The sequence below is a fragment of the Cereibacter sp. Soil_C_27 genome (assembly GCF_057657095.1).
Genome location: NZ_JBDGJD010000004.1, coordinates 285951 through 310076, shown reverse-complemented (window position 1 = coordinate 310076; position 24126 = coordinate 285951). Strand labels below are relative to the sequence as shown.

The 24126-nt window shown below is 66.3% G+C and carries 27 protein-coding genes; 7 read left to right on the top strand and 20 right to left on the bottom strand.

Features of this window, described 5'->3' with window-relative positions:
- Complete coding sequence (locus AC3A5Z_RS16335) at positions 1 to 957, top strand: ABC transporter substrate-binding protein (RefSeq protein ID WP_136792449.1); 957 nt, start codon at positions 1 to 3, stop codon at positions 955 to 957.
- Positions 958 to 1033: 76 nt separating this feature from the next.
- Here the strand turns inward: AC3A5Z_RS16335 and AC3A5Z_RS16330 are convergent, their stop codons facing one another.
- The 5 genes from AC3A5Z_RS16330 to AC3A5Z_RS16310 all read right to left on the bottom strand — a co-directional run bounded on the left by AC3A5Z_RS16330 (position 1034) and on the right by AC3A5Z_RS16310 (position 6446).
- Complete coding sequence (locus tag AC3A5Z_RS16330; protein WP_487520385.1) at positions 1034 to 1225, bottom strand: hypothetical protein; 192 nt, start codon at positions 1223 to 1225, stop codon at positions 1034 to 1036.
- Positions 1226 to 1405: 180 nt separating this feature from the next.
- Positions 1406 to 2566: an acetate/propionate family kinase gene (locus tag AC3A5Z_RS16325; protein WP_487520384.1), complete on the bottom strand. Its 1161-nt coding sequence runs from the start codon at positions 2564 to 2566 to the stop codon at positions 1406 to 1408.
- A complete protein-coding gene (locus tag AC3A5Z_RS16320) occupies positions 2563 to 3981 on the bottom strand; it encodes a bifunctional enoyl-CoA hydratase/phosphate acetyltransferase (protein ID WP_487520383.1) in 1419 nt (472 codons plus the stop codon). Before AC3A5Z_RS16320 ends, AC3A5Z_RS16325 begins: the two co-directional genes overlap by 4 nt.
- A complete protein-coding gene (fabI, locus tag AC3A5Z_RS16315; protein ID WP_487520382.1) occupies positions 3968 to 4726 on the bottom strand; it encodes an enoyl-ACP reductase FabI in 759 nt (252 codons plus the stop codon). The genes AC3A5Z_RS16320 and fabI overlap by 14 nt, the downstream gene beginning before the upstream one ends.
- A 10-nt stretch (positions 4727 to 4736) precedes the next feature.
- Positions 4737 to 6446, bottom strand: a complete 1710-nt coding sequence (locus AC3A5Z_RS16310) for a PHA/PHB synthase family protein (protein ID WP_487520381.1) — start codon at positions 6444 to 6446, stop codon at positions 4737 to 4739.
- A gap of 259 nt (positions 6447 to 6705) precedes the next feature.
- Here AC3A5Z_RS16310 and AC3A5Z_RS16305 point away from each other — a divergent pair, with 259 nt between their 5' ends.
- A complete protein-coding gene (locus AC3A5Z_RS16305) occupies positions 6706 to 7644 on the top strand; it encodes an alpha/beta fold hydrolase (RefSeq protein WP_487520380.1) in 939 nt (312 codons plus the stop codon).
- Positions 7645 to 7671: 27 nt separating this feature from the next.
- Here AC3A5Z_RS16305 and AC3A5Z_RS16300 read toward each other — a convergent pair whose 3' ends face one another.
- The gene (locus AC3A5Z_RS16300) at positions 7672 to 7845 is read right to left on the bottom strand and encodes a DUF1328 domain-containing protein (RefSeq protein WP_487520379.1); all 174 of its coding nucleotides are present in this window, start codon (positions 7843 to 7845) and stop codon (positions 7672 to 7674) included.
- A gap of 187 nt (positions 7846 to 8032) precedes the next feature.
- Here AC3A5Z_RS16300 and AC3A5Z_RS16295 point away from each other — a divergent pair, with 187 nt between their 5' ends.
- Positions 8033 to 8236 carry a PLD nuclease N-terminal domain-containing protein gene (locus AC3A5Z_RS16295; protein ID WP_487520378.1) on the top strand — a complete coding sequence of 68 codons (204 nt, stop codon included), beginning with the start codon at positions 8033 to 8035 and terminating at the stop codon, positions 8234 to 8236.
- 75 nt (positions 8237 to 8311) lie between these two features.
- A complete protein-coding gene (locus AC3A5Z_RS16290; protein ID WP_487520377.1) occupies positions 8312 to 8755 on the top strand; it encodes a DUF2383 domain-containing protein in 444 nt (147 codons plus the stop codon).
- 58 nt (positions 8756 to 8813) lie between these two features.
- Here AC3A5Z_RS16290 and AC3A5Z_RS16285 read toward each other — a convergent pair whose 3' ends face one another.
- From AC3A5Z_RS16285 to AC3A5Z_RS16275, 3 genes are read right to left on the bottom strand one after another with little or no spacing between them, the layout of a single operon-like run.
- A complete protein-coding gene (locus AC3A5Z_RS16285) occupies positions 8814 to 10571 on the bottom strand; it encodes a histidine kinase dimerization/phosphoacceptor domain -containing protein (RefSeq protein WP_487520376.1) in 1758 nt (585 codons plus the stop codon).
- On the bottom strand, positions 10568 to 11152 hold the full coding sequence (locus AC3A5Z_RS16280) for an RNA polymerase sigma factor (protein WP_487520375.1): 585 nt from the start codon (positions 11150 to 11152) through the stop codon (positions 10568 to 10570). Before AC3A5Z_RS16280 ends, AC3A5Z_RS16285 begins: the two co-directional genes overlap by 4 nt.
- Positions 11149 to 11292, bottom strand: coding sequence for a NepR family anti-sigma factor (locus AC3A5Z_RS16275; protein ID WP_487520374.1), 144 nt, complete (start codon positions 11290 to 11292; stop codon positions 11149 to 11151). Before AC3A5Z_RS16275 ends, AC3A5Z_RS16280 begins: the two co-directional genes overlap by 4 nt.
- Positions 11293 to 11394: 102 nt before the next feature.
- Between AC3A5Z_RS16275 and AC3A5Z_RS16270 the strand changes: the two genes are divergently transcribed.
- Positions 11395 to 12204, top strand: coding sequence for a response regulator (locus AC3A5Z_RS16270; RefSeq protein WP_487520373.1), 810 nt, complete (start codon positions 11395 to 11397; stop codon positions 12202 to 12204).
- A gap of 77 nt (positions 12205 to 12281) precedes the next feature.
- Here AC3A5Z_RS16270 and AC3A5Z_RS16265 read toward each other — a convergent pair whose 3' ends face one another.
- Positions 12282 to 13193 (bottom strand): calcium-binding protein, encoded by a 912-nt coding sequence (locus AC3A5Z_RS16265; RefSeq protein WP_487520372.1) that lies wholly within the window; start codon positions 13191 to 13193, stop codon positions 12282 to 12284.
- A 340-nt stretch (positions 13194 to 13533) separates the two neighbouring features.
- Positions 13534 to 13902 (bottom strand): hypothetical protein, encoded by a 369-nt coding sequence (locus AC3A5Z_RS16260; protein WP_487520371.1) that lies wholly within the window; start codon positions 13900 to 13902, stop codon positions 13534 to 13536.
- 128 nt (positions 13903 to 14030) lie between these two features.
- Here AC3A5Z_RS16260 and AC3A5Z_RS16255 point away from each other — a divergent pair, with 128 nt between their 5' ends.
- A complete protein-coding gene (locus AC3A5Z_RS16255) occupies positions 14031 to 14723 on the top strand; it encodes a Crp/Fnr family transcriptional regulator (RefSeq protein ID WP_487520370.1) in 693 nt (230 codons plus the stop codon).
- A gap of 182 nt (positions 14724 to 14905) precedes the next feature.
- Positions 14906 to 15322: a hypothetical protein gene (locus AC3A5Z_RS16250; RefSeq protein ID WP_487520369.1), complete on the top strand. Its 417-nt coding sequence runs from the start codon at positions 14906 to 14908 to the stop codon at positions 15320 to 15322.
- A 278-nt stretch (positions 15323 to 15600) separates the two neighbouring features.
- Here the strand turns inward: AC3A5Z_RS16250 and AC3A5Z_RS16245 are convergent, their stop codons facing one another.
- From AC3A5Z_RS16245 to AC3A5Z_RS16205, 9 genes are all read right to left on the bottom strand, one after another.
- Positions 15601 to 16851 (bottom strand): AGE family epimerase/isomerase, encoded by a 1251-nt coding sequence (locus AC3A5Z_RS16245; protein ID WP_487520368.1) that lies wholly within the window; start codon positions 16849 to 16851, stop codon positions 15601 to 15603.
- A 67-nt stretch (positions 16852 to 16918) separates the two neighbouring features.
- Complete coding sequence (gene gph, locus AC3A5Z_RS16240) at positions 16919 to 17578, bottom strand: phosphoglycolate phosphatase (RefSeq protein WP_487520367.1); 660 nt, start codon at positions 17576 to 17578, stop codon at positions 16919 to 16921.
- 9 nt (positions 17579 to 17587) lie between these two features.
- Entirely contained in the window at positions 17588 to 18277 is a 690-nt protein-coding gene (locus tag AC3A5Z_RS16235) for an HAD family hydrolase (protein ID WP_487520366.1), read from the bottom strand.
- Entirely contained in the window at positions 18274 to 19203 is a 930-nt protein-coding gene (gene cbbX, locus AC3A5Z_RS16230) for a CbbX protein (protein ID WP_487520365.1), read from the bottom strand. The genes AC3A5Z_RS16235 and cbbX overlap by 4 nt, the downstream gene beginning before the upstream one ends.
- Positions 19204 to 19306: 103 nt before the next feature.
- Positions 19307 to 19696 (bottom strand): RuBisCO small subunit-like domain-containing protein, encoded by a 390-nt coding sequence (locus tag AC3A5Z_RS16225; RefSeq protein ID WP_487520364.1) that lies wholly within the window; start codon positions 19694 to 19696, stop codon positions 19307 to 19309.
- Between the two features lie 11 nt (positions 19697 to 19707).
- A complete protein-coding gene (locus tag AC3A5Z_RS16220) occupies positions 19708 to 21168 on the bottom strand; it encodes a form I ribulose bisphosphate carboxylase large subunit (protein WP_487520363.1) in 1461 nt (486 codons plus the stop codon).
- A gap of 14 nt (positions 21169 to 21182) precedes the next feature.
- Positions 21183 to 22262, bottom strand: a complete 1080-nt coding sequence (fba, locus tag AC3A5Z_RS16215; RefSeq protein ID WP_444667685.1) for a class II fructose-bisphosphate aldolase — start codon at positions 22260 to 22262, stop codon at positions 21183 to 21185.
- Between the two features lie 18 nt (positions 22263 to 22280).
- Entirely contained in the window at positions 22281 to 23153 is an 873-nt protein-coding gene (locus tag AC3A5Z_RS16210; RefSeq protein ID WP_487520362.1) for a phosphoribulokinase, read from the bottom strand.
- A gap of 4 nt (positions 23154 to 23157) precedes the next feature.
- Positions 23158 to 24105: a class 1 fructose-bisphosphatase gene (locus tag AC3A5Z_RS16205; protein WP_487520585.1), complete on the bottom strand. Its 948-nt coding sequence runs from the start codon at positions 24103 to 24105 to the stop codon at positions 23158 to 23160.
- Between the last annotated feature and the right edge of the window lie 21 nt (positions 24106 to 24126).

The following is a 24126-nucleotide window of genomic DNA, read 5'->3' as shown; positions in this document are numbered from 1 at the left end:
ATGATACGCAGACATTTTCTGGCCGGGGTTGCGGTTGTCGGCGCGGCGCTTGGCACCAGCGTCTCCGCGCAGGAGGCCGAGGAGTTCACCATCGGCGTCGCCATCCCCTCGGCCACGCATGGCTTCATGGGCGGGCTGAACTTCCACGCGCAGGACACCATCGCACGGCTCGAGAAGACCTACCCGCAGCTGACCTTCGTGCTGGCCACGGCGGGCAATGCGGGCAAAATGGTCAATGACATTGAGGACATGGTGGCAACCCGCGACATCGACGCGCTGGTGGTGCTGCCCTTCGAGAGCGAGCCGCTGACCTCGCCGGTGCAAGCGGTGAAGGAAGCCGGGATCTGGGTGACGGTCGTCGACCGCGGCCTCTCGGTGCCGGGGATCGAGAACCTCTACGTTTCGGGTGACAACCCGGGCTTCGGCCGCACCGCGGGTGAATACTTCAAGGAGAACCTCGAGTCCGGCAGCAAGATCGTCGTGCTGCGCGGCATCCCGACCACGCTGGACAACGAGCGGGTCGACGCCTTCACCGCAGCCATCGACGGTTCGGGGATCGAGGTGCTGGACATGCAGTTCGGCAACTGGAACCGCGACGACGCCTTCAACGTGATGCAGGACTTCCTGTCGAAATACCCGGAAATCGACGCGGTCTGGGCGGCGGATGACGACATGGCCGTGGGCGCCATGGAAGCCATCGCGCAGGCGGGCCGCACCGAAGAGATGTGGATCATGGGCGGCGCCGGGATGAAGGAGATCATCAAGCGCATCATGGACAAGGACCCGCAGCTTCCGGCCAACGTGACCTATCCGCCGGCGCAGATCTCGACTGCGATCGAGCTGACCGCGCTGGGTCTGGTGTCCTCGACCCCGGTCTCGGGCCGCTTCATCATCGGCTCGCAGCTGGTGACGCCGGAGAACGCCGAGCAGTTCTACTTCCCCGACAGCCCGTTCTGAGATGGGAGGGCGCGGCCTTAGGGTCGCGCCCGCAGAAAGTGACAGATGGCGGAGGCAGGGCCTCCGCCATTTGCGTTCAGGGCAGGACCGCGCCGCCCACGCCGCCGATGACCGCGCCAGTCACCGGATCGTCCGAGATCACCTCGCCGACCACGGCTCCGCCGAGGGCGCCGGTGGCCGCGCGCTGGGTGCGGGTGTCACCGCAGGCGGCGACGGCGAGCATCAGGACGAGGCCCGGGATGAGAAGGGTGGGAAGCTGGGTCGGCATGCTAGTCTCCGGCTTGTGCCGCACGGCCCATCCGCGCGGTCCTTTCCAGACTTAACGCATTCCGGGCGGAAAAAGTTCATTTACCCAAGGGAAGCTTCGGCAGTTCCTTGTTTTGTCGGCAGAAAATGGCCACCCATTTCCGATTTCGGCAAGATGTCGCGAATGGTCGTCGCGTGAGCGCTATCGCGCCAGCTGCCGGACACCGGCAAGGATCACCGCCTCCTCGTCGGTGGGAATCATCGCGGCGGCCACCGCGCTGTCCGGGGTGCTCAGAAGCGTGGCATTGGCCGCATTCGCCGCCGCATCCAGCGTCAGCCCCAGAAAGCCGAAAGCCTGCAGGATCTGCGCCCGGATTGCCGGAGCGTGCTGGCCGATACCGGCAGTGAACACCAGCGCGTCGAGCCCGCCAAGGCCCGCCACCAGCCCGCCGATCTGCCGCACGGCCGCGGCGACGAAAAGTTCGACCGCCTCTGCAGCCTCGGGCCGGTCGCTTTCCAGCAGGTCGCGCATGTCGGAGCTGAGCCCCGAAACCCCCAGAAGCCCGCTCTCCCGCCCCAGCAGCCGCTCCAGCGCGGCCGCATCCATGCCCTGCCGCATCAGATGCAGCAGCACCCCGGGGTCGATCTGGCCGCAGCGGGTGCCCATCACCAGCCCGTCCAGCGCGCTGAACCCCATCGTCGTCTCGACGCTCCGGCGCCTCCGCATGGCGCAGAGGCTGGCGCCGCTGCCCAGATGGGCGACGATCACCCGCCCCTCGGCCACCGGCCCAAGAACCTCCGGCAGCCGCGCGGCGATGTAGTTGTAGGACAGGCCGTGGAAACCGTAGCGCAGGATGCCCCCCTCGGCATGGTGGCGCGGCAGGGCATAGAGCTTGGCACTCTGCTTGCGGTGCTGGTGGAAGGCCGTGTCGAAGCAGGCCACCTGTGGCACCCCCGGCCAATGCGCCGCCACCACGGCGATCCCTGCCAGATTGTAGGGCTGATGCCCCGGCGCCAGCGGCGACAGCGCCTCGAGCCGGGTGATCACCTCCGCGTCAAGCAAGGTCGGCGCTGCAAACTCGGTCCCGCCATGAACCACCCGATGCCCGGCGGCGCGCAGGTCGAGCGGACCGAGCCGGTCTTCCAGCAGGCTCAGCAGCCAGCGCGTCTGGGCGCGGGTATCGCCCAGCCGTTCAGGAAGCACGAGTTGCAGCGGCTCTCCCTGCAGCACGGCCTTGAGCCTCGGCGCCAGCCCCACGGCCTCCACCGCACCGCGCGCCAGCGGCTGACTGTCGGCCACGGCATAGACGCCGAACTTGATTGTCGACGAGCCGATGTTCAGCACCAGCCAGACCGGCGTCATGCCAGCGGCTTTCGCGGCGCAGCCTCGGCATGCAGCCGGGCGAGGGCAGCCGAGGCTAGACGCGCGGCGGGGCTGTCGGCGCGGCTGGTCAGCACGATCGGCACCCGCGCGCCGATCACGATGCCCGCGGCCTCGGCCCCTGCCAGATGGATCAGCTGCTTGGCGATCATGTTGCCGCTCTCGAGGTTCGGCGCCACAAGGACATCCGCACGCCCGGCCACGCCCGAGGTGATCCCCTTCGCCGCCGCTGCCTCCAGCGAGATCGCGTTGTCATAGGCAAGCGGCCCGTCCACCAGCCCGCCGCTGATCTGGCCGCGGTCATGCATCTTGCAGATCGAAGCGGCGAGCAGGGTGGAGGGGATCTTGCCCGTCACCGTCTCCACCGCCGACAGGAGCGCCACGCGCGGCTCGGCCAGACCCAGCGCCAGCGCGAGGTCGATGGCGTTCTGCACGATGTCGCGCATCGTCTCGAGATCGGGGGCGATGTTGATCGCCGCGTCGGTGATGAACAGCATCCGGTCCACATCCGGCACGTCCAGCGCAAAGACATGGCTCAGCCGCCGCTCGGTCCTGAGCCCGGTCTCACGCGAGAGCACTGCCGAAAGCAGTTCGTCGGTGTGCAGCTTGCCCTTCATCAGCGCCGCCGCCCGCCCCTCGCGCACCAGCGCCACGGCAAGCTCGGCGGCGGCATGGCTGTGCGGCGCATCGACGATGCGGCTTTCGTCCAGCGTCACATTCGCCGCGCGGGCGGTGGCGAGGATCTTTGCCCGCGGCCCGACATAGAGCGGCGCGATGATCCCGGCAGCCTCGGCCTGCAATGCGCCGATCAGGCTCAGGTCGTCGCAGGGATGGACCACCGCCGTGGTCATCGGCGGGAAGGCCCGCGCCTGCTGGATCAGCGCGGCAAAGCGCGCGCCCGCCTTGTGCAGCCGCACGTCGGGCAGCGCGGTGACCGGGCGGCTGACCTTCTCGCGCGGGGCCAGCACCAGCGCCTCGCCGGTGATGACCGGCTCGCCGCGCTGGTTCTGGCAGAGACAGTCCAGCGTCACCTTGGCGCTGCTACGGTCGATCTCGCGCACGGTGACACGGGCGGTGATCCGGTCGCCGGGGCTGACAGGGTGGCGGAAGCGCAGCGACTGGCCGAGATAGATCGTGCCGGGGCCGGGCAACCGGGTGCCCAGCACGGCCGAGATCAGCGCGCCGCCCCACATGCCATGGGCGATGACATGGTGGAAATCGCTGTCCTCGGCATAGGCCGCATCCAGATGCGCCGGGTTCACGTCGCCCGACATGACGGCGAAGAGCTCGATATCCTCGGTGGTCAGCACCCGCTCCACCTCGGCGGAGTCGCCGATCTGCAGCTCGTCGAGGGTGCGGTTCTCGATCGTGGTGAAGCTCGGGTCACATCCGAACATGGCGGCCTCCATCAACATGGGTCACGGTGCCGGTGACGCCCGAGGCGGCGTCGGAGGCGAGGAAGGCCGCGACCGCGCCCACCTCCTCGATGGTCACCAGCCGCCGTTCGGGCGAGCGGGTCTTGGCATCCTCGATCAACGCGTCGAAATGGTCGATGCCGCTGGCCGCGCGGGTGGCGATGGGCCCCGGCGACAGCACGTTGGCCCGGATGCCCTGCGGCCCCAGCTCTGCGGCGACATGCCGGGTGCAGGCCTCCAGCGCCGCCTTCACCGGGCCCATGATGTTGTAATTGTCCACCACCTTCTCGGCCCCGTAATAGCTGACCGTCATCAGGCTGCCGCCATCTTTCATCAGCGGTTCGGCCAGCCGGGCCATGCGCAGGAAGCTGTGGCAGGAGATGTCCATCGCCTCGGCGAAACCCGTGGCCGAGCAATCGGTGACGCGGCCGTGCAGATCCTCCTTCGGGCAGAAGGCGACCGAATGCAGCAGGAAGTCGAGCCGCCCCCAATCCTGCGCGATCCGCTCGAACACCGCTTCCAGCGCGCCGGGTGTGGTGAGATCGAGCGGCAGCAGCATCTCGGCCCCCACCGCCTCCGCCACCGCGGCGACATGTGGCCGCGAGCGGTCGTTGAGATGCGTCAGCGCCAAGGTGGCGCCAGCCTCGGCGAAGGCCGCGGCGCAGCCCGCGGCGATGGACTGCCCGTTGGCGACGCCGACCACGAGCCCGAATTTTCCGGTGAGCATGACAGGCCTTTCAGCGTTGAAGGATATAGGTGCCGGGCGCATCGCAGAGCGGCGCATGGGCGCTGCGCGGCTTGCCCATCGGCGGCGGCTTGCCCTGTGGCCCCGAACGCGCCGCCAGCCAAGCCGCCCAGGCGGGCCACCAGGAGCCCTCCACCGGGAGCTGCGACGCCAGCCAGTCGTCGGCGTCGAGATAGGGATCGTCGCGCTGGGTCGTGGCAATGCGATAATGGCGATGCGCATGTCCCGGCTCCGAGACGATCCCGGCATTGTGCCCGCCCGAGGTGAGCACGAAGGTCGTCTCCGTCTCGGTCAGCCGCTGGATCTTGAACACCGATTTCCATGGCGCGACATGATCCGTCTCGGTCCCTACCGCGAGGATCGGCAACCGCAGGTCGGTGAGCGAGATCTTGTGGCCGTCGAGTTCGAACTTGCCGTTCGACAGCCGGTTTTCCAGAAACAGCCGGCGCAGGTAGTCCGAATGCATCCGGTAGGGCATCCGGGTCGTGTCGGCGTTCCATGTCATCAGATCGGTGGCATGCGGCGTCTCGCCCATCAGATAGTCATGCACCATCCGCGACCAGATCATGTCCTGCGACCGCAGGAGCGTGAAGGCCCCGCTCATCTGGTCGCTGTCGAGATAGCCCTGATGCCACATCATGTCTTCCAAGAGCGCCACCTGCGCCTCGGAGATGAACAGCGCCAGCTCGCCCGCCTCGGAGAAATCGACCTGCGCCGCGAAGAGCGTGAGCGAGGCCAGCCGGTCGTCGCCCCTGCGCGCCATCTCGGCGGCAGCGATGGCCAGCAGCGTGCCGCCTAGGCAGTAGCCCGCGGCGTGCACCCGCTGAGCGCCGGTGATGGCCAGAACCGCCTCCAGCGCGGCCAAGGGGCCCTGCGCCAAGTAGTCCTCCATCCCCAGGTCGCGGTCCTCCGATCCGGGGTTGCGCCACGAGACCATGAAGACGGTGAAGCCCTGCGCCACCAGCCAGCGCACCATCGAGTTCTGGGCGGAGAGGTCGAGGATGTAGTATTTCATGATCCAAGCCGGGACGATCAGCACCGACTCGGGATGCACGGTTTCGGTGCTTGGGCTGTACTGGATCAACTCCATCAGATGGGTGCGCGCCACCACCTTGCCCGGCGTCGCGGCGAGGCCCGTCCCGATCTGCAGCGCCGGGTCTTCCGGCGGCGCAGGGTGCGCGCTGCGCCAGAGGTCGTGCAGGAAGTTGGCGCTGCCCCGCTGCAGGTTCTCGCCCCTCGTCTCGACCGTGCGGGCGATGACCTCGGGGTTGAGGAAGGGCAGGTTGGCGGGCGAGACCACGTCCAGCCCCTGCCGCACGGCAAAGCTCAGCGCCGCCTCGTGCATCGGTGCCATGCCGCGCAGCCCGGTGGTGGCGGCCTGCCACCAGTCCTCGGTCAGCAGGAAGGCATCGCGCATCGCGGCGAAGGGAGGCGCATCCCATTCGGGCGCGGCGAAGCGGCGGTCGACGACAGCGGGCGCCCCGCCGAAGGCCGACCCGGCCAGCCGCGCCGCGTTGTGCAGTGCGCGCTCCGCCAGCTCTGCCCGCTTGCCCGGGGCGGCGGCCATGTGCAGCGCCCAGTCGGTCGCGGCATTCACCAGAACCGAGGGCGCCAGCCCCCGCGTCGTCCCGGCGATCATCGAGCGCGACGCCCGGTCGAGCGCCTCGCCATAGCCATCCGGCTTCGTCTGCCCCTCTGCCATCCTCTGCCTCGCTCCCGTCTCGGATCGGGCAAGCGATGCCGAACCATTGTAAAAATCGTAATGCACCCGCAGCAATCTCAACTTGAGCAGGATCAAGTTTATGGAATTGTTAATGATGCGGTGCAGAATTAATTCTGCCTTGCAGCAGAGTGACTTGGCGTTCGCCGCTCTTGATCCTGCGCCGGACTCAGCTATGTGCCCGCCCAGTAGCGTGTCAAAAAGTCGCACCCTTTTCGGTGCGGCGGTCCAAGTGGGTCTCATGAGTAAGCAGCGGTTCCTGAAGCTTGTCGGTCTGATCAACCTTGCCGGATCTCTCGTCCTTGGCCTCGCCATCGTGCTCTGGACCCCGGATCTGCCCCGCGCCACCGTCGAGGCGCAGTATCTTCTCAGCCCCGAAGATCTGGTCGAAGTGGCGGGCACCACGCTGCACATGCGCGATACCGGCCCGCGCGACGGGCGCCCGGTGATCCTGATCCACGGCTTCGGCTCGTCGCTGCACACATGGAACGACTGGGCGCGGCTGCTGGAGACCGACCGGCGGGTGATCCGCTTCGATCTGCCTGGGCATGGCCTTTCGCCCGCCGACCGGACCGGCGATTATTCCGACGCCCGGGTAATGGCGGTGATCCTCGGGATCATGGACAGGCTGGGGCTGGAACAGGCGGATTTCGTCGGCAATTCCATCGGTGGGCGCATCGCCTTCACCTTTGCCGCCACCCATCCCGAACGCGTGCGCAAGCTCGTGCTGGTCTCGCCCGACGGCTACGAAAGTCCCGGCTTCACCTATGGCGTCGCGCCGGAAGTGCCGGTGGTGGCCAGCGCGCTGCGGCTCTGGCTGCCGCGACCGCTGCTGCGGCTGACCCTCGGCGCGGCCTTCGCCGACTCCGCCGCCGTCACCGAGCCGCTGGTGAGTCGCTATTACGATCTGATCCGGGCCCCCGGCGTGCGCGCCGCCATGCTGGAGCGGATGCGCCAGACGGTGCTGGTGCCGCCCGAGCCGATCCTGGCGCGGGTCGAGGCGCCGGTGCTGCTGCTCTGGGGGGAGGAGGACGGCGTGATCCCGGTCGGCACGGCGCGCAGCTATGACCGCGCTCTGCCCCATGTCGAAACCGTGCTGCTGCCGCAACTGGGCCACGTGCCGCAAGAGGAGGGGCCGGAACGCTCTGTCCAGCCCGTCCGTGCCTTTCTCGATGCCTGAGCCGCGAACAGGCGGCCCGCAATAGCGTCAGATTGGCGGCTTGCCACGCACCGCGCGGGCGATCATCGCGATCAGGAACAGCACGATGAAGACCACGAAGAGGATTTTGGCGATACCGGCGGCGGTGCCGGCGATGCCGCCGAAACCAAGCGCAGCGGCGATCAGCGCGATGACGAGGAAGGTCAGGGCCCATCCGAGCATGTGAAGTCTCCTTACTGGCTGAAGGTCGGGGTCGTCTGGATTTCTGCTTGGAAAACGCAGCGTTGCGCGCCGCGGTTCCGCTGGGGGCCACCCGGAACCACCATGCTCCGGCCGGCGTTGAGCGCAGGTCGGCCCCCGGGCCGAAGGCCCGACAGCAGGGCCTTGGTGCAAACAGGAGAGTGACATCGTGGAAATGAACATGTTTCAATTGCGGGGCTTCGGCGGTCTGATCATCCTCGCGCTCGACATCTGGGCGCTGGTGTCGATCTTCGGCTCGGCGGCCTCGACCGGCACCAAGGTGGTCTGGGCGCTCATCGTGATCCTCCTGCCGGTCGTCGGCTTCATCCTGTGGTTCTTCCTTGGCCCGCGTGCGGCGTCTCGCCGCATGTGACCGCAGCCGGGGGGCCGGAACCCCCGCGAGACGCTCGCGTTAACCCGGCCCATCCCATTGCAAAGGACGAGTGACATGACGGCAACGCAGACAGAGACCGCGCTGGAGACCCTCGAGACGCTGCACACCCGCAGCGTCGATGTGCTTGCAGGGTTCGAGACCATGGTGACGAAGGCCGAGCCCGAGTTCCGCCCGATCGCCGAACGCTTCCGCAGCCTGCACCAGCGCCAGATCGGCGAGATCACCGCCATGCTGATGGCGGCAGGTCGCCGGCCGGATGCTGACGGCAGCTTCATGTCCACGGTTAACCGCGCCGTCGTCTCGGTCCGCGCCTTCGTGGACGAGATCGACGCGGACATTCTCAAGCAGGTGCAGAGCGGCGAGCAGCATGTGCTGGACGCCTATGCCGATGCGCTGGCCCAACCGCAGAGCCCGGCCGATGCGGCACGGCTGGCCGAGATGCGTCAGGAGCTGGCGACCCTTCTGGCCGAGACGCAGGCCGGCGCGCCGCCGTCTTGATCCCTCGCACCGAGGAGCGACCGACGGCGGCGGGAGCGATCCTGCCGCCGTTCTGCTGTCAGCTCTCGCTCTCGGCGACTTCGTTGCGGGCTTCGGCTTCGGTCAGCGGGCGGACGTCGAAGGTCACGCTCAGCCGGTGGATGTCGTCCGTGTCGGTGACCTCCACCTGACCGCCGATCTGCTGGGCAAAGCCCGACAGCAGTTGCGCGCCGAGCCCGGTGCCCACATCCATCGTCTCCGCCGCCTGCTGGCGCGCGCCGACAGTGTTCGTCACCACGAGCACCGCCGCCACCGCGCCCTCGCGGTGCAGCGACACGTCGAGCCGCGGGATCCGGCCATCCGAGGCGCCCGCGTATTTCATCGCATTGGTCAGCGCTTCGGTCAGCAGCAGCGACAGCGGCACCGCCTGATCCGGGGTCAGCCGCAGGTCGCCGAAATCGGTATGCACCTCGATCCGTCTGCCGGGGCCGGTGGCAAGATTCACCACCTGCCGCACGATGTCCGACAACAGCTCGTCGGCGCGGATATCGGTCAGGCCGGTTGTCTGGTAAAGCCCCCGGTGGATCGTGGCGAGGCTCATCACCCGGTCCTGCAGCCCCTTCATCAGCCCCTTGGCTTCGGGGGTGCGGGCCTGCCGCATCTGCATGTTCATGATCGAGGCGATCAGTTGCAGGTTGTTCTTCACGCGGTGATGCACCTCGCGCAGCAGAACCTCCTTCTGGTGAACCATGTCCTCCAGCTCAGCCTCGTCATGCAGGATGGTATCGGTCATCCGGTCGAAAGCTTCGGCAAGTTGCCGTATCTCGAAGGGCGCGGCGCTGAAATCATGCTTGTCCAGCGCGCGCGAGCCGCCGGAAAAGGCGGTGATCGCGCCGCGCAGGCTGCGGATATGCCGCGTCATCAGCCGCTCCGAGGCGAGCCAGGCAACCATCAGACAGGCGATCCACATCAGCGCAGGCAGCAGGGCGGCAGGCGCGGCCCGCGTCACCCAGTTGCCGGTATCCTTGTCCCAGGAGCCGAGAGCGTAGAGCGTTCCAGGGATGATCGGCACCACTGAGAAAACCCGCTGCGACCCGCTTCCGGTTTCCGCGGTGAAGGACAGGTCGCTGTCTCCCGCCAATGCCTTCAACGCCCGGTCGCGCGGCAGCATCTCTTCCACCCGTTCCAGCCCGACTGAGGAGGTCAGGACCATCCCCTCCTGATTGAAGGTCATCAGCACCGGCGGGTTCAGCTCGGGGCTGAGGGTAGCCCGGGCAATCAGCCCGTCATGTGGCAGGGAGACGAGGATGACGCCCAGAAGATCGCCCTGCGGCCCGAAGACGGGATGGGTGATCATCACGACAGCCGTCTGCGACAGCATGCCCATCGGGCTGGTCTGCAGCATCGGGCGCATCGCCGACATCGCTTCAGCGACGCGCTTGCTGCTGCTCAGGTCTTCGGTTGTGGCGGAGGACGAACAGGTCATCACCCCGCTGACCGGGATATAGCCGACCAGCGAATAGGCCTGCGACTCGCGCAGCACCGCCTGCAGCGCGTCAGTGCAGGCCTCCGGCGTGTTGAGAAGCGGTTTGATCACCTGAGACAGCGCGGCCGCAGAGCCCTGCGCGCGCTGGATCAGATGCACCTCGTTCTCCGAGGCGCGCATCGTCTCGCCGGTCAACGCAGCCTCGGATCGCGCCGCGGCCTCACGCAGGACCGCGGCGGACTGCACCATCGAGATCACTCCGAGAGGCAGCAGCGCCACGGCCAGAAGGAAGGCAAAACGAAAGCCGATCCTGTCAGCAAAGCGGCTGGGCCGCCCGGCCCCAAATATCATGCGGCAGTCATCCCGGATCGCGACATCACCGCGAGAGTTTGACCATCCACCCCAGAGAACATTTCTTCGCCCTTTTCCAGATGCAGCAGCTCTGCCAGACGCGCCCGCGCCCGGTTTGCACGGCTCTTCACGGTGCCGACTGCGACACCCATCATAACCGCTGCATCCTCATACGCAAAACCCGAGGCGCCGACCAGTATCAGAACTTCACGATGCTCCGGTGACAGCTTGTCGAAAGCGGCACTGAAGTCGGTGAAGGCCATGCGGCCGTCATGCGCGGGTTTGACGAACAGCGACGCCGCGTGGACGCCCTCGGGGTCGGGCACCTCCCGGCGATGCTTGCGCTTGTCGGAATAGAAGGTGTTGCGCAGGATGGTGAACAACCACGCCCGCAGATTCGTCCCCTCGGTGAACTTGTCGAAATTCGTCCATGCCTTCACGATGGTGTCCTGCACCAGATCGTCGGCCACGGCGACGTTGCGGGTCAGGCTGATGGCGAAGGCGCGCAGGGCGGGCAGGTGGTCCGGCAGCTCATCCCTTGGATCGCGCGAGGCCTGCGGCAGGCTTTGCGGCGTGTTCATTTCTTCTCTTCCTTCTGGCGCAGCTGCTCCAAAAGCTGGGCGAACCTGTCGGGCACCTGTTGCTCGAGGGCTTCCTCGTAGACCCGTTTCAGATTCTCGTCGATCTGTTGCTGCATCCCCGACTTATCCCGTTTTGCCATTTAATCCGTCACGCCCTTCACGAAAGTTGTTATAACCCCGGGAACCGAACGCGCCCGGGTGCGTTCGGTTCCCGAGAATGTGACGCACAAGGGAATTTGTACATGACGTCCGAAGCGAAGCCCGACCTCGCCAGCCTGATCGGGACCAATCTCCCATACCTGCGCCGTTATGCCCGTGCCCTGACCGGCAGCCAGGAAACCGGGGACCGGTTTGCGGCGGCCACCCTTGAGGCGATCCTTGAAGATACGAGCATTTTCACTGCGGTCGAAAGCCCCAAAGTGGCCCTGTTCCATGCTTTCCACCTTGTTTGGGCCAGTGCGGGCGCCCCGCTGGGCGAGCCTGACAGCCGCCTGTCGCAGCGCGCGCAGGATCACATGGCGCATCTGACCCCCAACACCCGCGAGGCGCTGCTGCTGCACGCCATCGAAGGGTTCCACCATGACGAGATCGCCGCGATCATGCAGATCGACGCCGAAGAGGCGGGCGAGCTTGTCGATATCGCACAGCGCGAGATGGCCAACTCGGTCGCTGGCCGGATCATGGTCATCGAAGACGAGGCGATCATCGCCATGGATATCGTCGCCATCGTGCGCGAGATGGGCCATGGCGTGACCGGCATCGCTCGCACCCGCACCGAGGCCGTCGCCCTCGCGGGCAAGGAACGTCCCGACCTGATCCTCGCGGACATCCAGCTGGCCGACAACTCCTCGGGGATCGACGCGGTCAACGACATCCTCAAGCAGTTCGACGACACGCCGGTGATCTTCGTCACCGCCTTCCCCGAGCGGCTGCTGACCGGCAAGCGCCCGGAACCGGCCTTCCTGATCACCAAACCCTATTCCGAAGATCAGGTCCGCTCCGCCGTCAGCCAGGCGATGTTCTTCTCCTCGACCGAGACGCTGAACGCCTGAGCGATGCGATGCTGAAACAAAGGCCCCGGTGACAAACCGGGGCCTCTGTCTTTCGGGGTTCTCTGCCGCCTGCGCCGTCAGAGCAGGAAATCGCTGGCAAGCAGCTGGTCCACGCCCATCACCTTGATCTCCAGATCGGCCTTGCCGTCGCCCGTCACATCGGCGCGCACCAGCAGGTCCTTGCCGGCATCGACGGTCCAGACCGCATAGCTGGCCGCTTTGCTGCCGAAGCCGAAAGCCTGGTCGCCCGCCATGTCGCCATTGGCGTCGATGCCGCGCAGATCGATGTCATCCTTGCTCTGGAATTCCTGAATCGTGTCGCGCCGCCCGGCTTTGCTCTCTAAGGCCAAAGTGAAGACGAAGACATCCCGCTGACCGTCCTTGCCGCCGAAAAGCATATCCGCCCCGGCGCCGCCGGTCAGCTGATCCGCGCCCTTGCCGCCATGGAGCCGGTTATTGCCCGCCCCGCCCGACAACGTGTCATTGCCGCCATCGCCATAGAGCGTGTCCTTGCCGCCATCGCCGGAAAGCGCGTCGCGGCCATTCTTCCCGCTCATCGTGTCGTTGCCGTTGAACCCGCTCATCACATCAGTCTTGTTGGACAGAACAAAGCTGTCCGCGCCGCGGAATGCTGATTTCAGCAGTTTCAGATCATCCGCGCCCGAGACCGTCTGCACCGCCTTGACGGCCTGCGTCGCGGAAATCGACAGCCCGTCCAGCTCGATCAGCGTCTTGTAGCTTTCGTTCGCGTCGTCGATCAGCATCACGTTGTTGACGGTGCCGCCGGTGACCGTGCCATTGGCGAACTGGATCGCATCGCCGCCGAACGCGATGAAGGTCGAGAAATCCACGCCATAGCCGAACTGGTCGGGATAGTCGCTCCAGGGCGTCATCTCGTTTTCCATCGTCAGATAGTCGGTGTCTTCGACGAGCTGGTTCAGGTTGAAGGAGTCGAGGGTGAAGGCGATTTTCGACGTGATCGTTGCCATGATGTCCCGTGTCTTTGCACGGAGTGAGCGGGCCGGAAAGCGCGAGGATCAGGCCGGGTGCCCGGCGCGTGCTCATCCGTCTTTCAATGACCTCCGGCGCAATCAATCATGGGCGATCACGTCTTTTTGGTGGCGCGATGCGGACGGGACAAGGGCGCGGATTGCACGCTTATTCAGTGATCCAGCACGTCATGCAGGGCCGATGCAAAGGCGACAACCCTGACTATAAAAGCCGTCGAGTTTCGAGTATCCACCGGCCGCCGACTCCGTTCACGAGGCACCGCCAATCCACTCCCCAAAACGCCGCTCCGCCAGCCCCCCGCCCGGCGCAGCGCCTGCCTCACACCGCTTCGCTCGCCCGCGTCATCAGGTTCAGCACGGCTTCCGTAGTGAACGGTCGGGGCAGCACCCACCAGCGGTCGCTGTCGCCTATTTCCTCGGCTTCGTCGTTGATCAGCACCAGCTGCCCGCCCCGCGCCAGCACCGCCTGCGCCAGCGGGTCGTCGTCGATCCGCGACGGGCTGATCCCCAGAAAGGCCAGCCACAGCCGCTCCACCCCGGAAGACAGCATGATGCTCTGCGGGTCGGTGACGAGGATCACATGGATGGTCGGATCGAACTCGGCGATGGTGAGCGCGATGTCCTGCGCCACGACGAAATGTTTCAAGGCAATGAGGCACGTGGGGGTGACCGCTGAGGGCGGGGTCATGGGTTTTCTCCTGAATTGGAGCATACCCTTGCGGCATCGCCGCGCATTGCGCATTAATCTGTGACATATACTCGTTAAGATAGGTCGAGATGCACAGTCTTTCCTGCAGCTGCTGTCCCTTGAGGAAAATGCCGATCTTCCAGCCCTTCTCGGCGGAAGAGCTGGCCTTCATGGAAAGCTTCAAGGTCGCCGAACGCCATGTGGAGCGTGGCACCACCCTGATGAGCGAAGGCAACGCCTCGTCCGAGCTCTATACCGTGCTGCGCGGGCAGGGCATCCGCTACACCACGCTGGAGAACGGGCGGCGGCAGGTCATCAACTTCCTCTTTCCAGGCGATTTCCTCGGCCTGCAGGCGGGGATCACCGGCGAGTTGCGCCACTCCGCCGAGGCCTCCTCGCCGATGGTGCTCTGCGTCTTCGAGCGCGCCCGCGTCTGGGAGCTGTTCCGCGACTCGCCCGAGCGCGCCTACGACCTGACCTGGATCTCGGCGGTGGAAGAGCATTTCCTGGGCGAGACCATCGCCACTCTGGGCCAGCGCGATGCGCTGCAGCGGGTCGCCTGGGCGCTGCTCAGGATGCACGAACGGCTCTCGGCGCTGGGGCTCTTGGAGGGTGGGACAGTGCCGCTGCCCTTCCGCCAGCACGATCTGGCGGATGCCTTGGGCCTTTCGCTGGTGCATACCAACAAGACGATCCGCAAGCTGCGCGAGGCCGGTCTGGCCAACTGGTCGGACGGGCGGCTGCAGGTCCGCGACCGCCGCCTGCTGGCGCAGCTGGCCGTCGTCGATCTGGAACGGGTCGAACAACGCCCCCTCATGTAATCGCTTGATAAAGACGGAACCGATCTTCCGCGCCGGGCGTTTCTAAAGCGTCGGACGATCCGGCATGGCGCCGGATGATCCCTCCTCATACGTTCGGAGATCTTACAATGTTTCGCAAAGCTATTGCTCCCGCCCTTCTGGGCGCTCTCCTTGCTGTTCCCGCTTTCGCGCAGGACCTGCCGATGATCAAATCGATCGACGTGCAGACCTCGCTCAACGATCTCAACAATCCCGAGGCTGCCGCCTACTGGCAGACGCTCGACGCCGATCTGGAAGCCGCCATCGCGGCGCAACTGGTGGGCCGTCTGGCCGATCAGGGCATGGACATCAAGATCGACATGTCCGAAGTCGAGCTGGCCAACTACTTCCAGGCCGCCGTGGGCAGCGCCGAGACCAAGCTTCAGGGCACGGTCAACGTGATCGACATGAACAACAATTCCAACTTCGAGACCTTCGATCTGACGGTCACGATGGACCAGGCCCTGCCGATGATGCCCGCGGGCACCGACATCACGGTGATCCCGCCGACCAGCACCGAAGTCTACGCCGGCGTCGTGGCGGCTTTCGCAAAGGCCGTGGCCGACCGCATCGACGGCTAATCCGGCTTCCGGCGGCGCCAGCGCGCCGCCGGACACCAACAGATAAGGCCCGGCACCTGCCGGGACTTTTTCGTTGCAGGACGTGCGCTGATGAGTGCGCCGCACCGTCGATGTGGGGAAAGGGGCGCGCCGTCAGTAAGGGAGGGATGGCCCCACTGACGGCGCATAACCCGTGGCGGTAAAGGGCAGGCGTTTGGGGATACTCGCCGGCCACGGGGATATCAGCAAAACCTCCGCGCCGCCGAGAGGTTCCCGACAACCTGAAGTTTTTTTCTGTTTCATGCGGTAAGGTTGGGAAGCCCGTCCCGCAGCCCCCGGGTGACGCTGCCATTGGCCGGAACGAGCGGGATCAGGCAGGCCTGCACGGCATGATAAATGTCGGGCTTTCCATGGAAAACCCGGTTCACCGGCAGAAGGTCGGGGTCCAGCTCGGGGAACCAGCCGCCATTTTCCCGGTCGATCAGATGGGAGGCGGAGAAGTTCCAGATCCGCCGATACCACTCCTCGAACCGCGCACCGCCGCTCATCTGCCCCAGCACCGAGGCCGCGGCGATCCCCTCGCAGCAGGGCCACCAGAAGCGGTCGGCCCGCGACGGGCGGTCGTCCCAGTCGAGCGTGTAGTAGAAGCCGCCGCGCTCGCGGTCCCACGCCGTCGCCACCGTGGTCAGGAACAGCGCCTCGGCCGCCTCGTGCATCCAGCCCACCTGTTGCCCGCCCAGCTGCCAGAGCTGCACTAGAAGCCGGCTCCACTCCAGCGCGTGCCCGGGCGTGGTGCCGGCAGGGCGGAACATCGGATCGCCCTCGTAATCGCGGTCGAGCTGCCAGTTGGCATCGAAATGCTCTGGCACCCGCCAGCCTGCGGCACGGGCATGGCGGTTGATGATCAGATCGGCGATCTGCTCGGCCATGCCGAGGTAAGTCAGATCCGCGGTGGCCTCATAGGCCGCCATCAGCGCCTCGGTGAGATGCATGTTGGAGTTCTGACCGCGATAGCCGCTCAGCGGCTGCCAGTCCTGCGTAAACTCCTCGCGCGTGGCTCCGGCCTCGGCATCCCAGAAATGCTCGTGCAGCACCTCGGTCACATCGGCCAGGAGCCGGTCCGCATCGGGATGCCCCACCACCTTGGCCGAGGAGGCCGCCAGCAGCACGAAGGCATGGCCGTAGGCCTGCTTCGTCGCATTGGTCGGCCCGGCGTCGTCGATCCCCCAGAAATACCCGCCCTGCGCCGCATCGCGATGCCGGGTCCAGAGGAATTCCATGCCGTGATCCACCATCCGGTCGGCGCCCGGCAGACCGAGCTGATGGCCCATCGCATAGCAATGCACCATCCGCGTCGTCTCGTGCAGCTGGCGCGGGCTGCCCGGCATCGGCCGCCCCTCGGTGTCGAGCGCGAAAAAACCGCCTGCCGGGTTGAAGGCGGGCAGGAAGAAATCGAAGAGGCTGCGCGCCTGATCCATCAGCCAGAGCCGATGTGCGGGTCTGCGGTTCAGCTCCGGCCCTTCGGTGCCGATCCAGTGCGATGCCGTCATGTTTCCTCCTTGCGGCAAATGGCCGTCACCCGAGGATATAGGTCTTTGCCGGAAAGGGAAAACCGGTTCAGCGGCGGGCGAGGGTTTCCAGCAGCGCCGGAAGCTCGTCGAAATGGCTGAACAGCCCATGATGCGGCAGGTCATGCACCGGAGTCTTGCGATAACCCTCGGTGAACAGCGCGAAGGTCAGTCCTGCCGCCGCCGCCGTCGCCGCATCCACCTCGCTGTCGCCGACATAGAGCACCGGCCCCTCGGCAAAGGCCGCCGCGGCGGCATGGAGCGGGGCCGGATCGGGCTTCTTCACCGGCAGGCTGTCGCCGCCGATGACGATGGCGAAGAGGTCGAGCAGCCCGAAACGGCTCAGGATGTCGCGCGACGGCGCCTCGGGCTTGTTGGTGCAGAGCCCGATCCGCCAGCCCGCGGCCACCAGCCCGCGCAGCGCGGTCTCGGCGCCGGGAAACACCGTGGTCAGCGTTGCCGGATCGGCATTGTAATGACGCATGAAACGGTCATGCAGATCGCGGTGCCGCGCCGCATCGGCAGGCTCGCCCCGTGCCTGCATCACCCGCTCGATCAAAACCGGAACCCCGTTGCCGATGAAGCCGACCACCTGCGGCAGCGTCAGCGGCGGCGCGCCCTCCTCGGCCAGCGTCCGGTTCAGCGCCGCATGGATGTCGGGGGCGGAATCGACCAGCGTTCCGTCCAGATCGAAGATCACCGCCGCCATGCCATTCCCTCAAGCCCCAACCGTTTCCTGCAGCCCGGCCAGCCCGCCAAGCTCCGAAAAGCACGCCAGCAGCCGGTCGGCCCCGGTGAAATCCTCTGTTCGCGTATAGAAACCCGGAGACACGAGACAGCGCAACCCCGCCGCCTTCGCCGCCCGCAGCCCGTTGCGCGAATCCTCCAGCACCACGCAGTCGGCGGCCTCCAGCCCCAGCCGCTCCAGCACCAGCAGATAGACGTCGGGCGCAGGCTTCTTCGCGGGCACCATGTCGCCCGCCGCCACCACCTCGAAGATCCGCTCGGCGGGCCGGCGCAGCACCGCGCGGCACAGGGCATCGACATTGGGCAGGCTCGTGGTCGTCGCGACCGCCAGCCGCACCCCGGCCAGCTGTGCCTCGTGGATCAGCTGGGCGATGCCGGGCCGCAGCTCGATCTGCCCCGCCGCCATCAGCTCGACATAGCGCGCGGTCTTCAACGCATGGATCTCGGCCACCGGCATCGGCGCCGGATCGCCCGCCTGATGCCGCAGGAACCGCGCGATCCGTTCCTTGCCGCCGGTCGTGGTCAGCAGCTCGCGATAGTCGTCACGGTCCCAGTGCCAGTCCACCCCGATCGCGGCGAAGGTGTCGTTGAAGGCGCGCCGGTGCAGCTCCTCGGTTTCCGCCAGCGTGCCGTCGACGTCGAAGATGATCGCCTTGATCATGCCGAGGTCTCCACCCGCCGCCGCTCGCTCTCCAGCCCGCCCTGAAACACCCGGCTCGCCCGGATATCCTCGGCGGTGATGGTCGAGAGCGCCGCCGCATCCACCGGCCCGGTGGAGCCGCTGAACAGCCGGTTCGCCTGCCGCAGCCGCGCCCGGTCCAGCGCGTTGCGGATCGAGCGGGCATTGGCGAAATGCGGCTGCGCCCGCCGCAGCGAGATGTAATCGGTCAGCGCCGCCTCGGCCTCCGGCGTCAGCAGATAGTTCTGGTCGGCCAGCATATGTCCGGCGATCTGGTGCAGCTCGACGTCGGTATAGTCGGGAAACTCGATGTGATGCGCGATGCGCGAGCGGAAGCCGGGGTTTGAGTTGAAGAAATTCTCCATCCGGTCGGCATAGCCTGCGAGGATCACCACCAGATCGTCGCGGTTGTTCTCCATCACCTGCAACAGGATCTCGATCGCCTCCTGCCCGTAATCCCGCTCGTTGTCGGGCCGGTAGAGGTAATAGGCTTCGTCGATGAACAGCACGCCCCCCATGGCGCGCTTCAGCACGTCCTTGGTCTTGGGCGCGGTATGGCCGATGTATTGCCCCACCAGATCGTCGCGCGTCACGCTGACCAGATGGCCCTTGCGCACATAGCCCAGCCGATGCAAAAGCCCCGCCATTTTCAGCGCGACGGTGGTCTTGCCGGTGCCCGGATTGCCGGTGAAGCTCATGTGCAGCGTCGGCGTCTCATGCGCCAGCCCCAGCTTCTGCCGCGCCTTTTCCACCAGCAACAGCGCCGCGGTCTCGCGGATGCGGTCCTTGACCGGCTTCAGCCCGATCAGCTCGCGGTCGAGTTCCTCCAGCACCTCGCGCGCGCCAGAGCTCTCGTACTCGGCGCGCAGATCGATGCTGGTCGGCGGCGCCGGGCTTTCGTCGTTCATCGCAGACTCCTGCAGCTTCATCTTGGCTTACATATCCCGGGGGGGGTCTGGGGGGCGCGAAGCCCCCCAGCCTTGCCGCCCGCGCTCCGCAGGGAGGTGCGGATCAGCGGGCGATGCTGTGGGTGTAGCGGATCGACCGCCCGTCCACCTCGGTCCGCATCATGCGGATTTCCGGCTCGTGCTTGGGCCGGTTGACGATGAAGCTCATCGTCACCGTCTCGAAGCCGCGTGTGCTGTCGAAGGCGTTGATGCGGATGTAGACGTCCTTGTGCAGCTTGCGGCACTCGTCCAGCTCCATCATCACCCCCTTGGCGTCGCGCAGGTCGAACATGGGGTTGCCCCACATCTCCCAATAGGTGTTCCGCGGGTGCGGCTCGTCGGTGTATTCGATGCCGATCGCCCAGCCCTTGCCGAGACAGTATTCCACCTGCGCGGTGATCTGCTGGTCCGTCAGGTCCGGCAGAAACGAGAAGCAGCCCTGTGTGATACGCATCCGTTCGCTCCTTACATCGAGACCGAGGCCGTCGGCACGAAGTCCGAGGTGTCGGTTGAGGTGTAGTTGAAGGTGATGTTGCCCCAGGTATCCAGGGCGGCTTCCAGCGGCTTGCACCATTTCGCGGCGGCGCGGAGGATCTCCGGCCCTTCCACGTCGATGTTCCTGCCCTCGTTGCGGGCCAGCACCATCGCCTCCAGCGCCACGCGGTTCGCCGTGGCGCCCGCCTGGATGCCCATCGGGTGCCCGATGGTGCCGCCGCCGAACTGCAGCACCACATCGTCGCCGAAGAGGCTCAGAAGCTGGTGCATCTGCCCGGCATGGATGCCGCCCGAGGCCACCGGCATGACCTTGCGGATATCGCCCCAGTCCTGCTCGAAGAAGATGCCGCGCTGCAGGTCGACCTCGTTCTTGGTCTCGCGCAGCACGTTGTAATAGCCCTGCACCGTCGGCGGATCGCCTTCCAGCTTGCCGACCGCCGTGCCCGCGTGCAGATGGTCCACCCCCGCCAGCCGCAGCCACTTGGCGATGACGCGGAAGCTGATGCCGTGGTTCTTCTGCCGCGTGTAGGTGCCATGCCCCGCGCGGTGCATGTGCAGGATCATGTCATTGGCCCGGCACCAGTTCGAGATCGACTGGATCGCCGTCCAGCCGACGATCAGGTCCACCATGACGATGACGGACCCCAGCTGCTTGGCGAACTCCGCCCGCGCATACATCTCCTCCATCGTCCCGGCGGTGATGTTGAGGTAATGCCCCTTCACCTCGCCGGTCCGCGCCGAGGCGAGGTTCACCGCCTCCATGCAATAGAGGAACCGGTCGCGCCAGTGCATGAAGGGCTGCGAGTTGATGTTCTCGTCGTCCTTCATGAAGTCGAGCCCGCCGCGCAGCCCCTCGTAGACCACCCGGCCGTAGTTCTTGCCCGACAGCCCCAGCTTCGGCTTCGTGGTGGCCCCCAGCAGCGGCTTGCCGAACTTGTCCAGCCGCTCGCGCTCGCCGACGATGCCGGTCGGCGGCCCCTTGAAGGTCTTCACATAGGCCACCGGCAGGCGCATGTCCTCCAGGCGCGCGGCCTTCAGCGGCTTGAACGAGAAGACGTTGCCGATGATCGAGGCCGTCAGGTTGGCGATGGAGCCTTCCTCGAACAGGATCAGGTCGTAGGCGACATAGCAGAAATACTGCCCCGGCGTGCCCGGCACGGGTTCGACCTTGTAGGCCTTGGCGCGATACTGGTCGCAGGCCGTCAGCCGGTCGGTCCAGACCACGGTCCATGTCGCGGTGGAAGATTCGCCGGCCACGGCGGCGGCGGCCTCGATCGGGTCGACGCCCTCCTGCGGGGTGATGCGGAACAGGGCCAGCAGGTCCGTCGGTTTCGGCTCGTAGTCGCCATCCCAATACCCCATCTGCGCGTATTTCAGCACGCCCGCCTTGTAGCGTTCCTTGCCTTTGATTTCGGTCGCCTTGGTATCCATGATGCGTCCTCCCTTCACGCGGCCCTGGCGGCGCCGATCGCCGGATCAAGGGTGCCGCTTGCATAGCGTCTGGCCATGTCATCCAGCGGGATGACGGTGATCTTCGAGGCATTGCCCGCGGTGCCGAACCGCTCGAAACGGTCGCGCACCAGCGTTTCCAGCTCCTTCATCGCTGGGATCAGGAACTTGCGCGGATCGAACTCCGCCGGGTTCTCCATGGCGACCTTGCGGAACTGCCCGGTCAGCGCCATGCGGCAATCGGTGTCGATGTTGACCTTGCGCACCCCGTGACGGATGCCGCGCTCGATCTCCTCCACCGGCACGCCATAGGTCTGCGGCATCTGCCCGCCGTAGCGGTTGATCAGGTCCTGCAGCTCCTGCGGCACCGAGGACGAGCCGTGCATCACCAGATGCGTGCCCGGCAGCCGCTTGTGAATCTCCTCGATCACCGACATGGCGAGGATCTCGCCGTCCGGCTTGCGGCTGAACTTGTAGGCGCCGTGGCTCGTGCCCATGGCGATGGCCAGAGCATCGACCCCGGTGCGCTGCACGAAATCCACCGCCTGATCCGGGTCGGTCAGCATCTGGCTGTGGTCGAGCTTGCCCTCGGCGCCCGAGCCGTCCTCCGCCTCGGCCTCGCCCTTCTCCAGGCTGCCCAGCACCCCCAGCTCGCCCTCCACCGAGGCGCCTACCCAATGCGCGCAATCGGTGACGCGGCGGGTGATGTCGATGTTGTAGTCATAGGAGGCCACGGTCTTCATGTCGGCCTCCAGCGAGCCGTCCATCATCACCGAGGTGAAGCCGTGCCGGATCGCCGACAGGCAGGTGGCCTCGTTGTTGCCGTGGTCCTGATGCAGGCAGATCGGGATCGTCGGATAGGTTTCGGCCAGCGCCTGCACCATGTGCACCAGCATGATGTCGCCCGCATAGCTGCGCGCGCCACGGGACGCCTGCAGGATCACCGGCGCGTCGACGGCCTTCGCCGCCTTCATGATCGCCAGCCCCTGCTCCATGTTGTTGATGTTGAAGGCGGGCACGCCATAGCCGCGCTCCGCGGCATGGTCGAGCAATTGTCTGAGGGTAATCAGGGCCATGTCGGGTTTCCTCCGGGTTCAGGCGCGCCTGCTCTCGCGCACGAGGCGCTCGATCAGCGGGGTCAGGATCAGTTGCATCGCGAGGTCCAGCTTGTTGCCGGGAATGACGATGGAATTGGCGCGGCTCATCCAGGAGCCGTGGATCATCGAGGTCAGGTAGGGAAAATCGATCCCGCGCGGATTGCGGAAGCGGATGACGACGAGGCTCTCGTCGGCGGTCGGGATCCAGCGGGCGATGAACGGGTTCGAGGTGTCGACCACCGGCACCCGCTGGAAGTTGATGTCGGTTCGGGTGAACTGCGGCGTGATGCAATGGACGTAGGCATGCATCCGGCGCAGGATCACGTCGGTCACCGCCTCGGTGGTGTAGCCGCGGGTGGCGCGGTCGCGGTGGATCTTCTGGATCCATTCGAGGTTGATCACCGGCACCACGCCGATCTTCAGATCGGCCAGCTCGGCAAGGTTCACCTCGTCGTTCACCACCGATCCGTGCAGCCCCTCGTAGAACAGAAGGTCGCTGTCATCGGGAAACGGCGCCCATTCGGTGAAGTTTCCCGGCGCGACGCCGGTCTTCTCGGCCTCGGTGGCGTCATGCACATAGGTGCGGGTCTTGCCGGTGCCGGTTTCGGCGTATTCGCGGAACACCCGCTGCAGCTCGCCCAGCTCGTTGGCCTCGAAGGAGAAGTGCGAAAACGTCATGTCTCCCGCGGCATAGCGACGGTCGAGCTCGGCCTTCATCTCGGCGCGGTTGTAGCGGTGGAAGGCGTCGCCCTCGATCGACACCGCGGTGACGCCCTCGCGGCGGAAGATCTGGTCGAAAGTGTGCTTGACCGTCGATGTGCCCGCGCCGGACGAGCCGGTGACGGCGATGATGGGGTGTTTCTTGCTCATGAACTCAGCTCCGGAAGAGGCCGCGATTGCCGAAGAGGGCGGAAGTTTCGTGCTCGGGGAGGTCGTGGTAAGCCGAAATCCGGGCAACCTTTTCCGATGAACCGAAGACGAAGGGGGTGCGGGCATGCAGATGCGCGGGCGCCGCCGTCAGGATCGGGTTTTCCCCGTCCGTCGCTCCGCCGCCCGCCTGGGTGATGACGAAGGCGATGGGCGCGCATTCGTAGAGCAGCCGCAGCCGCCCCTGCTCGTAGCCCTTGCGGCTGTCCCTCGGGTAAAGGAACACCCCGCCGCGCGAGATGATGCGATGCGTCTCGGCCACCAGCGACGCGAGCCAGCGCATGTTGAAGTTCCGCCCGCGCGGCCCCTCGGTGCCCGCGACGCAATCGTCGATATAGGCGCGGATCGGCTTGGGCCAGTGGCGGTAGTTCGAGGCGTTGATCGCGAATTCGCTGGAGCTCGGCGGCACCTTCACCGCCGCATCCACCAGCACGAAGCCCTGCGTCTCGGGGTCGAGCACATATTTCAGCGTGCCCGCCCCGAAGGAGACCACCAGACAGCACTGCGGCCCGTAAATCACATAGCCGCCCGCCAGCAGGTCGATGCCGTTGCGCAGGAAGCTCTGCGCAGCAGTTTCCTCGGCGGGATAGATCGCGAAGATCGTGCCGATCGACAGGTTGGTGTCGATGTTGGAAGACCCGTCCAGCGGATCGATGGCCAGCGCCAGCGTTCCCGCAGGGTTCAGCACCACCGCCTCCTCCTGCTCTTCCGAAGCGTAGTAGCGCACCCCCGTGTCCTGCAGCGCCGCGCGGAAGGCATCGTCGGCGATCACGTCCAGCGCCTTCTGCCCGTCGCCGTCCGAATTGACCCCGCGCGCCCCGGCCAGATCCTCGTCGATCCCGCCCCGGGCAATGCGATGCGCGATGTCGATGGAGACCTCTGCCAGCCGCAGCATGACCTCATGCAGGGCGGCGGG